Raw genomic sequence first — 14,266 nt, forward strand, 5'->3', positions numbered from 1 at the left:
CTGCTGTAATTTTTACATTAATTCATATTATATCTTTAATTTTGATAAAGGGGCTGTCCCTCCACCAAAATTTTTAAATAATAAATTTAATACACACTTATAAGGAGACTGAGGCTGGTAACCATGTATAAGGACGAAATGATACAACTGCACCAATTTCTGGTATATGTTCTGAAGTACCTCGAGAATGGATACGATATAAAGGATGAATGCGAAGAGTACTTCTCCCTCAACATCAGCCCCCACCACATCCACCGCACAAAGGCCGAACATAAATACGCTATTTTTGTACTCTCAAGCGCCATCTCCGAGATCCTTGCAAAAAAGGAAGGGCACAACCTCCCACCAAATGTTGTAAATGGCCTCTCAGAACTTGCAAAGCGGTCAAGGAAGGAAGTCGTGAAGATGGAAGCCAAACTGGAGGCAAAATAGACCATCAATCCATTCTCCAAAATCTAAATTTTTCTAATTTAGATATGGTGCCAGCCAGAAACCAACTATAAAATATTCGTTTAATCCATCTAAACCAACTATTTTAATATTCCCTTCAACTTATATCATAAACGGTGTTTTTTATGAAGGCCACAGAAAGCATGATCTGTCTTGTTGATGGAGAGCACTACCTCCCTGTGACAAGGGCGGCTGTTGAGACCCTTGACTCAATGGAACACATTGACGTCAGGGCACTGATCTTCATCGGGGGAACCGAAAAACTCAGGACATCATCACCTGAGGAGTACACCGAGATGATGGGAAGACCCGTCTACTTCGGTGATGATCCCCACAGGATACCCTACGACCTCATAGCCAGGCTCATCAGAAAGTACGGTGCAGACACGGTTATGGACCTCAGCGATGAACCCGTCCTGGACTACTCAAAGAGGTTCAGGATAGCATCGGTTGTCCTTGAGGAGGGTGCTGTCTACAGGGGCCCTGACTTTGAGTTCCAGCCCCTCACAGAATATGATATACTCAAAAAGCCGTCCCTCAAGATTCTTGGGACAGGTAAGAGGATAGGTAAAACCGCTGTATCCGCCTATGCCGCCCGCCTGATCCATGAACGTGAGTACAACCCCTGTGTTGTGGCGATGGGTCGAGGCGGCCCTGAGGAGCCAGAGATCGTCAGGGGTGACAGGATAGAAATAACCCCCGAGTTCCTGATGGAGCAGTCAGACAGGGGGGTTCATGCAGCCTCTGACCACTGGGAGGACGCCCTCATGAGCCGGATACTCACGGTTGGCTGCAGGCGCTGCGGTGGCGGTATGGTGGGGGATGTGTTCATAACCAACATGAAGAGGGGTGCTGAGACAGCCAACAGCCTGGACGCCGACTTCATAATCCTCGAGGGGAGCGGGGCTGCAATACCTCCGGTGAAGTCAGACAGACACATAGTCCTTGTTGGTGCAAACCAGCCCATCATAAATATAAAGAACTTCTTCGGGCCCTTCAGGATAAGGCTGGCGGATCTTGTGATACTCACAATGTGCGAGGAGCCCATGGCAGATGATAAGAAGGTTGAGGAGATCGTTGAGTTCATAGAATCCGTGAACCCAGAGGCAGAGGTTGTGACCACAGTCTTCAGGCCAAAGCCACTTGGGGATATCAGCGGAAAGAATGTCCTATTTGCAACCACCGCCCCCGACTCTGTGAAGGATATCCTGGTTGAATACCTGGAGTCTGAGTACCGCTGCCGGGTCGTCGGGACAACCCCACACCTTTCAAACAGGCCGCTACTCCAGCAGGACATTGAGAGGTACATAGATGACGCTGATGTGATGCTTACAGAACTCAAGGCGGCTGCGGTTGATGTTGCAACGAAGGACGCCCTTGAGGCGGGGCTTGAGGTCATCTACTGCGACAACATACCCATTGCGCGGGACGGTTCCCAGGATGAACTTGATGACGCCATAATCAGGGTGGTGGAGAGCGCCATAGCTGACTTCAACCTCAGAAGAACCCCATAGGGAGCAGGTGGTATATTGGATGACTCCGAGATCAGGAAACTCTTGAGGTTCACCCTCAGTGAAAAGAGGGTTATAGAGGAGCTTCAGATACCCCCTGATGCATTCATACCCCTCCTTTTTTCCATCAGGTATGGTGGTGACTGGAGCCTCAGGAAGAACTCCGGGCGTTTCATGGCTGTGAAGGAGAAGGTCACCCGCTTTGATGAGGATAAGATGACAGGGCGGACCCTGGAGATAGTCTACCTCTTCCTGAACCCCAGGGTGGTGAGGGAGGAGGGTACCGTTTACCGCCTCGAGAAGTGCGGCTCAAAAAATGAGAGGGAACTTGTGAAGAGGCCCTACCGGGTAGTGGTGGATGGTGATTACATCCTCAGGGCAGTGCTTGATCCCCTTGATTTTAAGATTAAACTTAAGAGGCTCAGGAAGCCCCTTAAATTCACAGGTTCAGGGGCCTATGGTGTTTCACATGAGATGGAGCACCTTGAGGGCAGGGAGTCCCGGGGAACCCCATTCTGGGAATTCAAATATGAAATAGAGGACGATTAAATTTCAGATATCGATCTCCTGATCCCACACACCACTATATTCATATATGTAAATATAAGAATATAGTTATGGATGGTGATGAACAGTGAAGAACAAAAACTCTGGCTGCTGTGAAGATACAGCCGCAGTTAATGGTGAAAAATGTGAATGCAGTTGCAGCTGCGGGTTTCTGGAGTACCCTGATGAATGCAGGGTTCCGGAGCCGGAAGATCCATCAGAAAAGGCAGGCACTGAATTCATAGGTCGCCTTGAAGAATATGCACGTTCACTTGGAATCAGAAACATTGGCTACGCCAGGCTCACACCCGATGTTATCCTTGCAGGTGAACCCCCCTACCGGAATGCCGTGGTCCTCACAGTGGACATGGCCGACGATGCCGTGCTGACTCCCCCAGGCAGAAAGGCGAGGGAGATGAATGACAGGCTATACGGTAAACTTGCGGACTTAACCTTCAGGGTGGCTGATTTCCTCAGGATTAACGGATATGGTGCCGTGGCCATTCACCCCATGAGCGGCCTCATAGACCTCCCCCTCCTTGGACAGAATGCAGGTATCGGTTTCAAGGGCAGGAACGGTCTTCTTATAAGCCCCGGGAAAGGTCCGGCCCAGAAGATATCGGCGGTCCTCACAGGAATATCGGACCTTCCATATGGTTCCGGTGACCATGAATGGATAACCTCCTACTGCAGGAGATGTGGCAGGTGCATAAGGGCATGTCCACAGGACGCCCTAGTGGAGGTTGAGACGTGCTGCGGATCCACGGTTCTTCTCCTTGATGATAGATGCACCGGCTGCAGTGATGGATGCACCCACTGCATAGAGAGCTGCCCATTCTACAGAAAGAACTATGAAAATATAAGATCAGCATTTAAGAGAGCAGGGAAAACTCAGGGGTAGGCCAAAAAGAGCTGCTTACAGATTTTATCATTTCTATTTTTGATCCAGTAACCAACAGCACCACAAAAAATGCCACCAAAATGCTACATTCACAAACCACACAAACAGCACCACAAATGCCGGCCATAAAAAAATGCCATATTTTAATAAATAATGGCGAACATAACTGGTAGATGGTGTATAATATGAAGGCTGATGCAGTAAAGATTGCAGATGGTGTCTACTGGGTTGGTGTCATGGACTGGGATATACGGAACTACCATGGCTACACCCTTGGAGGCACAACATACAACGTGTACCTCGTCTTTGGAGACGATAAGGTCGCCCTTATTGATAACACATACCCTGGAACATCCCCCCAGATGTTTGGAAGGATAAGTGACGCCTTTGAAAGGGAGGGAAGGGATGAAAGTATAGACCTCATAATCCAGAACCACATAGAGAGGGACCACAGCGGTTCAATCCTGGAGGTCTGGAAGCGTCACAGGCCAGAAATAATCTGCACAGAAAAGGCCTCTGCGGGACTAAGGGAACACTACCCCCTCCCCGATGAAGCCGTATTCAAAACCGTTAAAACAGGGGACTCCATTGACCTCGGGGGAAAGACCCTCACATTCCTTGAGGCCCCCATGCTCCACTGGCCAGACAGCATGTTCACCCTCCTTGGTGAGGATGGGATCCTATTCTCAAATGACGCCTTTGGCCAGCACCTCTGCATCAGCAGAAGGTTCGACACCGACGTTCCTGAAGCCGTGCTGATGGACGCGGCCATGAAGTTCTATGCCAATCTGTTAACACCACTATCACCCCTTGTGCTCAGGAAGTTCAGTGAGGTAAAGGACCTTGGGCTTCTCGAGAAGATCAGAATGATCGCACCATCCCACGGCCAGATCTGGACAGATCCCATGAAGATCATAGAGGCATACACGGCATGGGCAACAGGGGAGTGCCGGGACAAGGCCACGATAATCTATGATACCATGCACTACTCAACCAGGATGCTTGCACATGCACTTGCAGAGGGGCTCATGGCCGAGGACGTGGATGTTTCAATGCACTTCCTCCACGAGGATGAAAGGAGTGAAATCGTAAAGAACATCCTTGAAAGTAAGGCGGTATTCATTGGAAGCCCCACAATGTTCAACGGGCCATTCCCGAGTCTCGGGGACATAATGTACTATCTCAAAGGGCTCACATTCGATAGAACCGGATTCAGGAGGCTGGCAGTTGTATTCGGGTCAAAGGGATGGGGTGGAGGTGCAGTGAGGACACTCAAAGACGAAATCAGCGCCGCAGGGTTTGAGGTTGCAGAGACCCTTGAGGTCAGCTACGTGCCGGATGAGGATGACCTGGCGCGCTGCTACAGCATCGGAAAATCAATCGGCAAAAGGATAAAGGAGATGTAACCTATGAAGTCCGTTAAATTTAAGGGAAGCCACGACCCTGAGAAGAAAATTGTTGTGAGCCTCTTCTGGACGGTTCGAAAGACCATAAGAGAGGAGGGCTGCGCCCCTGTAAGAATCAAAAGGATCATAACATCAAAGAACACCTATGAGCCAGAGGGCAGGAAACTCCTCAAGCTTTCAGATGAGATCATGGATGATATACTGGGTGATATCGAGAGGGGTAAAACTGTTGAATTTGAGATGACGATGGGTGAGGAGTCACTGAGGGTCTGGATTGACGCTGAGGGCTTTGCTGTTGAGGCATCAAAGACACCTGAACTTGAGGAGGAGATTGTTGAAAAGATAGAACATGAGACCTCAAAGCTGACACCCGACTTCTGCCAGACCTTCCTTCCGAGGATCTTCCCCAACCAGTAGCAGGAAACCGGAACCATTCATTTATTTCTTCTTTCAGGTCACAGCACCCTGAAATTTGGTGCTGTAACTTTCATCCTGCACAAATTATTTATAGAACCTTAAACCCATCGATAATTGCATACTTATTTAAGAGGTGATTTAATGGCACAGGGACAGCAGCCCATATTAATACTACCACAGGGCACAAGCCGTTACGTTGGAAAGGAAGCTCAGAGAATCAACATACTTGCAGGTAAGGTTCTCGCAGAGACAGTGAGGACAACTCTCGGTCCCAAGGGAATGGACAAGATGCTTGTTGACTCACTTGGAGACATTGTGATCACCAATGATGGGGTTACAATCCTCAGGGAGATGGACATATCCCACCCTGCCGCAAAAATGCTTGTTGAGGTGGCAAAGACCCAGGAAGACGAGGTCGGCGACGGTACAACAACAGCCGTCATCATAGCAGGGGAACTCCTAAAGGAAGCCGAGAAACTCATTGAAATGGGTGTTCACCCAACAATAATAGCTGTGGGTTACAGACAGGCAGCCCTCAGGGCCCAGGAGATACTCGAAGACATATCCATCAAGGCAAGTGACAGGGACACCCTCATGAAGGTTGCGGTGACCGCCATGACAGGTAAGGGTTCAGAAAGGGCCAAGGAAAAACTGGCTGAACTCGTTGTGGATGCGGTCATGCAGGTGGAAGAGGACGGTGAAATCGACAGGGACAACATCAACATACAGAGGATACAGGGAGCATCAGTTAACGAGTCAAGAATAGTGAACGGTATAGTGATAGACAAGGCAAGGGCAGACACCTCAATGCCAAAGAGGGTTGAAAATGCCAGAATAGCACTCCTCAAGTACCCGATAGAGGTCAAGGACCTTGAAACCGACGCCAAGATAAGGCTGACAGACCCATCACAGATGCAGGCCTTCATCGAACAGGAAGAGCAGATGATCAGGGACATGGTGGATAAGATAAAGAGCTCCGGTGCAAACGTTGTCTTCTGCCAGAAGGGCATCGATGACCTTGCACTCCACTACCTCTCACGTGAGGGTATACTCGCACTCAAGAGGGTCAAGAAATCCGACATTAAACGCATCGAGAAGGCCACAGGCGCAAGGCTTGTCACAAACATCGAGGACCTCACAGAGGACGACCTGGGAGAGGCCGGAGTTGTCTACGAGAAGAAGATCTTTGATGATGTACTGACATTCGTCGAGAACTGTAAGGACCCAAAGGCAATCTCCATAATCCTCAGGGGAAGCACAAAGCATGTTGCAGAGGAAATGGAACGTGCACTTGAGGACGCCATAGGCGTTGTTGCCTCAACCATTGAGGACGGCGAGGTTGTCGCAGGAGGAGGAGCACCTGAAGTTGAAATAGCAAGGAAACTCAGGGAATACGCTGACACCATAAGTGGCAGGGAGCAGCTTGCGGTCTCAGCCTTTGCAGACGCCCTTGAGATCGTTCCAAAGACCCTTGCAGAGAACGCTGGACTCGACAGCATCGACGTCCTGGTGGACCTCAGGGCTGCCCACGAGGAGTCACCCTACATGGGCCTTGACGTCTTTGAGGGAAGCGTTGTTGACATGAAGGAGGAGGGTGTTCTTGAACCCCAGAGGGTCAAGAAACAGGCCATCCAGTCCGCTGCAGAGGCGGCTGAGATGATCCTCCGCATAGACGACATGATAGCAGCTAAGGGCTTTGATGTTTCATCAAAGGACGAAGAGGATATGGAAGGAATGGGTGGAATGGGTGGAATGGGCGGAATGCCCCCAATGATGTAACACCCAATAAATTTTTTTTCAATGCATTTAATAAAAATTATTAAATTACTATTATTTATCATGATTAATAATAGTAAAATATATAAGTCCAGAAAAACTTACTACTATCACCCAAGAAAAAATGGCGGTATGAAAAATGTCAAAGGATACCTCAGTTCTCCTGGAGGAAACAAGGGTCTTCAAACCACACTACACCATTGTGGAGGAGGCCCATATAAAAAACTGGGAGGCCGAGCTGGAAAAGGGAAAGGACCATGAGAAATACTGGGCCGAAAAGGCGAAAAGATTCGAATGGTTCAGGAAATGGGACAGGGTACTTGACGAGAGCAACAAACCATTCTACAAGTGGTTCGTGAACGGCAAGATCAACATGACCCACAACGCCGTGGACAGATGGCTGGACACAGACAAGAGAAACCAGGTCGCCATTCTCTACGTGAACGAAAGGGGAGAGGAAAAGAAGCTGACCTACTATGAACTGCACAGAGAGGTCAACAGAACAGCCAATGCCCTGAAAAGCCTTGGAATCAAAAAGGGCGACGCCGTTGCAATGTACCTCCCCATGTGCCCTGAACTCGTTATCTCAATGCTGGCCTGTGCAAAGATAGGGGCCGTGCACAGCGTCATCTATTCTGGTCTGAGCGTCGGAGCACTTGTGGAACGCCTCAACGATGCAAAGGCCAAGATCATAATAACAGCAGACGGAACCTACAGAAGGGGCGGGGTGATAGAACTCAAACCAATCGTTGACGAGGCCATACTCCAGTGCCCCACAATAGAGACAACCCTTGTTGTGAAACACACAGACATCGACATAGAGATGTCAGATATAAGCGGACGCGAAATGCTGTTCGACAAGCTCATAGAGGGCGAGGAGGACCGGTGCGAGGCAGAGGTGATGGATGCAGAGGATCCCCTCTTCATACTCTACACCTCAGGAAGTACCGGCAAACCAAAGGGTGTGCTGCACACAACAGGAGGATACATGGTGGGGGTCGCATCAACCCTTGAGATGACCTTTGACATCCATAACGGAGACCTCTGGTGGTGCACAGCAGACATAGGGTGGATAACCGGGCACAGTTACGTCGTATACGGACCCCTCCTTCTTGGAACAACGACACTGCTCTATGAGGGGGCCCCTGACTACCCGGACCCCGGGGTCTGGTGGAGCATAGTCGAAAAATACGGTGTCACAAAGTTCTACACAGCCCCCACAGCAATAAGGCACCTTATGAGGTTCGGTGAAAAACACCCGAAACGCTACAACCTGGAGTCCCTCAAAATCCTTGGAACTGTGGGTGAACCAATAAACCCCGAGGCATGGATGTGGTACTACAGACACATTGGAAGGGAAAAGTGCCCGATAATCGATACCTGGTGGCAGACAGAAACAGGAATGCACCTCATAGCGCCACTTCCTGTAACACCCCTTAAACCTGGATCCGTCACCAAACCCCTACCTGGCATCGAGGCAGACGTGGTTGACGAGAAAGGCAACCCTGTGCCACTGGGTAAGGGCGGATTCCTTGTAATAAAGAAACCATGGCCTGCAATGTTCAGGACACTCTTCAACGACGAGGAGAGGTACCTCAACGTATACTGGAAACAGATCCCCGGTGGAGTCTACACCGCAGGTGACATGGCAAGGAAGGACGAGGACGGCTACTTCTGGATACAGGGAAGATCAGATGACGTCCTCAACATAGCCGGGCACAGGATAGGTACAGCAGAGGTTGAATCAGTCTTCGTGGCCCACCCTGCAGTTGCCGAGGCAGCGGTCATCGGTAAGGCTGACCCCATCAAGGGGGAGGTCATAAAGGCATTCCTCATACTCAAGAAGGGCCATAAGTTAAACGCAGCCCTCATCGAGGAACTCAAAAGGCACCTGCGCCACGAACTGGGACCCGTGGCTGTTATCGGGGAAATGGTGCAGGTTGATAAGCTCCCCAAAACAAGGTCAGGAAAAATAATGAGGAGGATACTGAGGGCCAGGGAGGAAGGAAAGGACCTCGGTGATACCTCAACCCTTGAAGAATAGAATGACAGAGATGGAGGACTTCGAGATCGTGGAGGATGAGGTGATACCTCAACCCTTGAAGAATAGAAGGAGGCAAAAAAATGACTGAAAAAGAAGTGGTTATATCAGATAAAACTGCCAACCCAGCTCCCCTTGGACTTCTGGGCTTTGGTATAACCACTGTGCTTCTGAACCTGCACAACGCAGGGCTTTTCCCCATAAACAGCATGATACTTGCAATGGGGTTCGCCTACGGGGGTATAGCCCAGATACTGGCAAGTGTGATGGAATACAGGAAGGGCAACACCTTTGGTACTGTTGCATTCGGCTCATATGGACTCTTCTGGTGGTCACTGGTACTCCTGCTTGTGATCCCCAAACTGAAGTTCATTGAAACAGCCGGCAGTGCAGCGGCAGCAGCCGACCCGGTTGCAATGGCATCATACCTCTTCATGTGGGGCCTGTTTACACTGGTGATGTTCATTGCAACCCTCAAACTGAGGAGGGGCATACAGGTGATATTCATAAGCCTCGCAGTGCTATTCTTCCTGCTCACAGCCGGTGAAATCACAGGTTCCGCCCTCATAACGACCATTGCAGGTTATGAGGGCATATTCACAGGGGGCGCTGCAATGTACGTTGGCCTTGCAGAGGTTATAAACGAAACCTATGGAAGGGATGTCCTGCCCATATGATCAGGGAAGGAACAACCCCCCTTTTCTTTTATTTTATGTCAGAATGTGACACCAGAACCTCCAGAGAAACAAAACCCCCACAAATTCCTTCCAGATACACCACAATCAGAAACTCTAATTTTCACACCAGCACCTGATGATAAACTGCGAAAAACTTCTTACTGCAAACATTCAGAAAACCTTATATTGAATTAGGTTTAACTAAATTAACAGCAAGCGTTTAGGTGAACCTAATGAAGCATCTCAGCGAAAATATAGAGGAGTACCTCGAAACCATCTACCGGCTATCAGAATCCAGTAAAAATGCCAGCACAACCAGAATATCAAAGGAAATGGGAATAGCCCCTGCCAGTGTAACCCAGATGCTTAAAAAACTTGATTCTGAGGGATATGTTAAATACTCCCCCTACCGTGGGGCGGTACTCACAGAAAAGGGGTACAGGATAGCCCGGAGAATAACAAGGAAGCACCGCCTTCTGGAGCGGTTCCTCCACGATGTACTTGGAATCAGGAGGGACAGGATACACAGACAGGCCTGTGAGATGGAACATTCACTCTCAGATGATGCAGAGAGGGCCCTCTGCCAGCTCCTCAACATGCCCGGTGAGTGCCCCGACGCAAACCCGATCCCCGCCTGCGACTTCAAATTCCAGACATGCGGGGAATGCATTGAACTGAAGGATACAGATGTTGAGGAAATAGGGTGCCGTGAGGGTAACCTTAAATCACTCACAGAGATGGATGAAAAACAGGCGGGGAGGGTTTCCTTCATACGGGGGGACTACAGGGTTTTAAGGAGGCTCATGGACATGGGAATAACCCTTGGAGCCCCAATAAGGATGATCAAAAGGGCCCCTCTCAGCGGACCCATCGAGGTGGAGGTCCGGGGGTCAAGGGTGGCCCTTGGAAGGGATATAGCAGACAACGTATTCATAGATACTGAAAGCTGAATTTCTGTTAACCTAATTTCAAGCGGGACGTGTTTACTGATGGAGAAATCTGAGATAACCGTTGCACTTGCAGGAAACGCCAATGTGGGTAAAAGTGTGATCTTCAACCAGCTGACAGGGTCAAACCAGATAGTCGGGAACTGGCCAGGAAAAACCGTTGAAAGGGCAGAGGGTTACCTTAAATTTCAGGGCCGGGACATCCACATAATTGACCTTCCAGGCATATACTCATTTTCAACCTACTCCATGGAGGAGATAGTCTCCAGGGAGTTCATAGTCAACGAGAAACCAGATGTCGTCATAAACGTGCTTGATGCATCTGTCCTTGAGAGAAACCTCTTCTTCACGCTCCAGCTCATGGAGATGGAGGTCCCCATGGTTATCTGCATCAACCAGGTGGACATGGCCAGGCAGAAGGGAATAGTGATAGACGAGAAGAAACTTGAGGGTGCCCTGGGTGTGCCTATTGTATCAACGGTGGCTGTTAAGGGCCAGGGACTCCAGAAGCTCCTCAGAAAAACCCTTGAAGTGGCTGATAAGGGGATAAAACCGGAGGTCATAGAATACGGGGAGGAGGTTGAAAGCCGCATAAGAACACTTATGGAAGCACTCCCTGAAATTCCAGAGGGCTATTCAAAGAGATGGGTTGCCATAAAGCTCCTTGAAAACGATCCTGAGATAACCGCCATGATGCCGCCCAACGTCAAAAAACTTGCAGCCGAACTTGCAGCCCAGGTTGAGAGGATACACAATGAGCCATCATTCTCTGTTATGGCCTCTGAGAGATACGCACTCTCAAATATGATAGCAGCAGGGGCACAGAAACAATCAGAGATAAAAACAACCCACTCAGAGCGTCTTGACAGCTTCCTAACACACCCCATCTACGGTTACATCTCATCGATCCTTGTTGTTGGAGGTCTCCTCCTCTGGACCTTCGTTGTGGGTGAATTCCTATCAGATACGCTCACCAATATTTTTGGATTTTTCCAGCCAGTTGACCCCCAGTTCTCAGGTTCGATTGAATCCATAATATGGAACGGCGCCTTCGGGGGTATAGTGGCGGGTTTAACCCTCGTGATACCATTCGTCATACCCTTCTACCTCATGCTATCCTACATCGAAAATTCGGGGCTTCTCACCAGGGTAGCCTTCATGATGGACGCTTTCATGAGAAAGATAGGGCTCCATGGCAAAGCCCTAATACCCCTCATACTCGGATACGGTTGCAGTGTACCTGCAATAGACAGTACACGGATACTTGAAACCCCCAGGGAGAGGCTCCTTGCAGCCTTTGCAATATCCTTCGCACCCTGCGCCGCAAGGACCATCCTGATACTTGGACTTGTGGCCCTCTTTGTCAGTGTATGGTGGGCCATAGGGTTATACGCCCTGGACCTCCTCATAATATTCATAATGGGTAAACTTGCACTGAAGGCACTTCCCGGTGAAACAACCGGCCTTATAATGGAGATGCACTCCCTCAAAATGCCATCCTTCAGGGTCATAGCAAGGCAGACCTGGACAAGGACAAAGTCCCTCATATACCTTGTATTCCCCATATACATAATCGGAAGCGCCCTCATACAGCTCCTCTACGCCCTCGGACTTTTAAATCCAGTAAGCAATATCATGGCTCCGCTTACAGCTGGCTGGTTACACCTGCCGGTATTTGCAGGGATACTCCTGATCCTTGGGGCTGTGAGGAAGGAGTTCATCCTCCTGGGGCTTGTCTCACTGGTTGGAACAGATATTGGGGCAGCCCTTACAGCGCCCCAGATCCTTGTACTCACCCTCGTGGGAATGCTCTACTTCCCCTGCCTTTCAACGATAGCAGTACTTGCACGGGAATTCGGGTGGAAATCCACATCCATAATAACCCTTGCAAACCTTGGAACCGCCCTCTTCCTGGGGGGAATCTTTGCAAGGATACTCCCATTCATCATGTGATGATCAGTACTTAAGGTGCTGAGGACAGAAATAATCCCGTGGTACCATGGCAGAAATCAAGATAATATCCTGGAACGTTAACGGTCTGAGGGCCGTATACCGTAAGGGCTTCCTTGACTGGTTCATGGACGAGAAACCGGATATCCTCTGTCTTCAGGAGACCAAGGCGAGTCCTGAACAGCTCCCCAGAAGGTTAAGGCATGTTGAGGGTTACAGGAGTTTCTTCACCCCGGCAGAAAGGAGGGGATACAGTGGAGTCGCCATGTACACAAGGATACCCCCAAAATCCCTCAGGGAGGGCTTTGGTGTGGAGAGGTTCGACATTGAGGGCCGCATACAGGTTGCAGATTTTGATGACTTCCTCCTCTACAACATATACTTCCCCAACGGGAAGATGTCAGATGAGAGGTTGAAGTACAAACTTGAATTCTATGACGCATTCCTCGAGGACGTCAACAGGGAACGGGACGCTGGCAGGAACACGGTGATATGTGGTGACTTCAACACAGCCCACAGGGAGATAGACCTGGCAAGGCCAAAGGAAAACAGCAACGTATCAGGGTTTCTACCGGTTGAAAGGGCCTGGATAGACAAATTCATTGAAAACGGATACGTTGACACATTCAGGATGTTCAACAAGGAGCCAGGCCAGTACACATGGTGGAGTTACAGGACCAGGGCCCGTGAGAGAAACGTGGGATGGAGGCTCGACTACTTCTTTGTGAATAAGGAGTTCGCAAAGAACGTTAAAAGGTCATGGATACTCGCAGAGGTGATGGGCTCAGACCACTGCCCAATAGGACTTGAGATAGAGGTTTAATGATCCTTCAGGTGCTACCCTCCCCGTTTCCAGGCTGAAACAGCTGATATAACCTTATCGAGGTACCTCAGGGAGTCGCTGTGACTGCTCAGGCCATGGGCGAATTTACTGATAATGTTATCATCCTTTATTTCAATGTACAGGAGAATATCCTCAAGGATTTCATCCTCAGAGTAACTCTCAGGTGGCTCCATCCCCCATATATTCACAAGGGCCCATTCCCTGCTGTGGTCCCTCAGGTTTTCAAGGTCAAGTTCCTCCCTTCTGAAGACCCTCTCCTGGACATACCTCAGAATGTCCCTGTTCTTCAGTGCCCATATCCTGAAATCAGAATACTTATCCCTCAAATCAGGTAACAGGTCCTTCTTATGATTCCTGATCCTTATGAACTCCTCCTCTTCAGGGCTGGAATAAAGACCGCCCCCTGCTTTAAGATTCAGGTTATTGGAGTTCTGAATCATCTCCCTTCCAGCCTCAATGTGGAGTATCTCATCGTCACTGAGTCCCCTCCTCTCCATCCGTTCCTTCTGGGATTCAACCTCCCTCTTCCATTTCTCATACTTCAGGGACTCAAGTTCCCGGATCTTAATCCTGAAGAGTTCCCCTATAACCTCAAGGGCCAGGAAGACCTGCCATGGCCTTCCCCTTCTGAGGAGGTTGAGGTACTGGGATATCTCAACTGCACTGGATGGGAGTGGCCTGATGCGTGCTGCAAGCCTTCCCACCTCCCTGGGAAACAATGAGGGTAGGAGCTCAAGTACCGTCCAGACACCAAGGGATACAAGTGCAGCGACCAGCACATCAACGGGGAGCGACTCCAT

The 14,266-nt window shown here is 49.6% G+C and carries 13 protein-coding genes; 12 read left to right on the plus strand and 1 reads right to left on the minus strand.

The window, feature by feature from the left end; translation table 11 throughout:
* The first annotated feature begins 123 nt into the window (after positions 1–123).
* From FVF72_RS01185 to xth, 12 genes are all read left to right on the plus strand, one after another.
* On the plus strand, positions 124–432 hold the full coding sequence (locus FVF72_RS01185) for a UPF0058 family protein (RefSeq protein ID WP_147670984.1): 309 nt from the start codon (positions 124–126) through the stop codon (positions 430–432).
* 143 nt (positions 433–575) lie between these two features.
* On the plus strand, positions 576–1,964 hold the full coding sequence (locus FVF72_RS01190; RefSeq protein ID WP_147670985.1) for a cyclic 2,3-diphosphoglycerate synthase: 1,389 nt from the start codon (positions 576–578) through the stop codon (positions 1,962–1,964).
* Between the two features lie 15 nt (positions 1,965–1,979).
* Complete coding sequence (locus tag FVF72_RS01195; RefSeq protein WP_147670986.1) at positions 1,980–2,510, plus strand: RimK/LysX family protein; 531 nt, start codon at positions 1,980–1,982, stop codon at positions 2,508–2,510.
* An 85-nt stretch (positions 2,511–2,595) separates the two neighbouring features.
* Positions 2,596–3,408: a 4Fe-4S binding protein gene (locus tag FVF72_RS01200; RefSeq protein ID WP_147670987.1), complete on the plus strand. Its 813-nt coding sequence runs from the start codon at positions 2,596–2,598 to the stop codon at positions 3,406–3,408.
* A gap of 185 nt (positions 3,409–3,593) precedes the next feature.
* A complete protein-coding gene (locus FVF72_RS01205) occupies positions 3,594–4,814 on the plus strand; it encodes an FprA family A-type flavoprotein (protein WP_147670988.1) in 1,221 nt (406 codons plus the stop codon).
* Positions 4,815–4,817: 3 nt separating this feature from the next.
* Entirely contained in the window at positions 4,818–5,231 is a 414-nt protein-coding gene (locus FVF72_RS01210) for a hypothetical protein (protein WP_048175102.1), read from the plus strand.
* Positions 5,232–5,372: 141 nt separating this feature from the next.
* The gene (gene thsA, locus FVF72_RS01215; protein WP_048175099.1) at positions 5,373–7,010 is read left to right on the plus strand and encodes a thermosome subunit alpha; all 1,638 of its coding nucleotides are present in this window, start codon (positions 5,373–5,375) and stop codon (positions 7,008–7,010) included.
* A gap of 136 nt (positions 7,011–7,146) precedes the next feature.
* Positions 7,147–9,051, plus strand: a complete 1,905-nt coding sequence (gene acs, locus FVF72_RS01220) for an acetate--CoA ligase (RefSeq protein WP_048175097.1) — start codon at positions 7,147–7,149, stop codon at positions 9,049–9,051.
* 80 nt (positions 9,052–9,131) lie between these two features.
* Entirely contained in the window at positions 9,132–9,725 is a 594-nt protein-coding gene (locus tag FVF72_RS01225) for an acetate uptake transporter (protein WP_147670989.1), read from the plus strand.
* A 233-nt stretch (positions 9,726–9,958) separates the two neighbouring features.
* Positions 9,959–10,675, plus strand: a complete 717-nt coding sequence (locus FVF72_RS01230) for a DtxR family transcriptional regulator (protein WP_255503759.1) — start codon at positions 9,959–9,961, stop codon at positions 10,673–10,675.
* A 39-nt stretch (positions 10,676–10,714) separates the two neighbouring features.
* The gene (gene feoB, locus FVF72_RS01235; RefSeq protein WP_147670991.1) at positions 10,715–12,625 is read left to right on the plus strand and encodes a ferrous iron transport protein B; all 1,911 of its coding nucleotides are present in this window, start codon (positions 10,715–10,717) and stop codon (positions 12,623–12,625) included.
* Positions 12,626–12,671: 46 nt separating this feature from the next.
* Positions 12,672–13,445 carry an exodeoxyribonuclease III gene (gene xth, locus FVF72_RS01240; RefSeq protein WP_147670992.1) on the plus strand — a complete coding sequence of 258 codons (774 nt, stop codon included), beginning with the start codon at positions 12,672–12,674 and terminating at the stop codon, positions 13,443–13,445.
* Positions 13,446–13,459: 14 nt separating this feature from the next.
* Here xth and FVF72_RS01245 read toward each other — a convergent pair whose 3' ends face one another.
* Entirely contained in the window at positions 13,460–14,266 is an 807-nt protein-coding gene (locus FVF72_RS01245) for a hypothetical protein (RefSeq protein WP_147670993.1), read from the minus strand.

The organism is Methanothermobacter sp. KEPCO-1 (assembly GCF_008033705.1).
Lineage (GTDB): Archaea > Methanobacteriota > Methanobacteria > Methanobacteriales > Methanothermobacteraceae > Methanothermobacter > Methanothermobacter marburgensis.

Excerpts from the sequence above, each read along its gene's own strand:
- FVF72_RS01185 (WP_147670984.1), top strand. The coding sequence starts at position 124 with ATGTATAAGGACGAAATGATACAACTGCACCAATTTCTGGTATATGTT.
- FVF72_RS01190 (WP_147670985.1), top strand. The coding sequence starts at position 576 with ATGAAGGCCACAGAAAGCATGATCTGTCTTGTTGATGGAGAGCACTAC.
- FVF72_RS01205 (WP_147670988.1), top strand. The coding sequence starts at position 3,594 with ATGAAGGCTGATGCAGTAAAGATTGCAGATGGTGTCTACTGGGTTGGT.
- FVF72_RS01210 (WP_048175102.1), top strand. The coding sequence starts at position 4,818 with ATGAAGTCCGTTAAATTTAAGGGAAGCCACGACCCTGAGAAGAAAATT.
- thsA (WP_048175099.1), top strand. The coding sequence starts at position 5,373 with ATGGCACAGGGACAGCAGCCCATATTAATACTACCACAGGGCACAAGC.
- acs (WP_048175097.1), top strand. The coding sequence starts at position 7,147 with ATGTCAAAGGATACCTCAGTTCTCCTGGAGGAAACAAGGGTCTTCAAA.
- FVF72_RS01225 (WP_147670989.1), top strand. The coding sequence starts at position 9,132 with ATGACTGAAAAAGAAGTGGTTATATCAGATAAAACTGCCAACCCAGCT.
- FVF72_RS01230 (WP_255503759.1), top strand. The coding sequence starts at position 9,959 with ATGAAGCATCTCAGCGAAAATATAGAGGAGTACCTCGAAACCATCTAC.
- feoB (WP_147670991.1), top strand. The coding sequence starts at position 10,715 with ATGGAGAAATCTGAGATAACCGTTGCACTTGCAGGAAACGCCAATGTG.
- xth (WP_147670992.1), top strand. The coding sequence starts at position 12,672 with ATGGCAGAAATCAAGATAATATCCTGGAACGTTAACGGTCTGAGGGCC.
- FVF72_RS01245 (WP_147670993.1), bottom strand. The coding sequence starts at position 14,266 with ATGGAGTCGCTCCCCGTTGATGTGCTGGTCGCTGCACTTGTATCCCTT.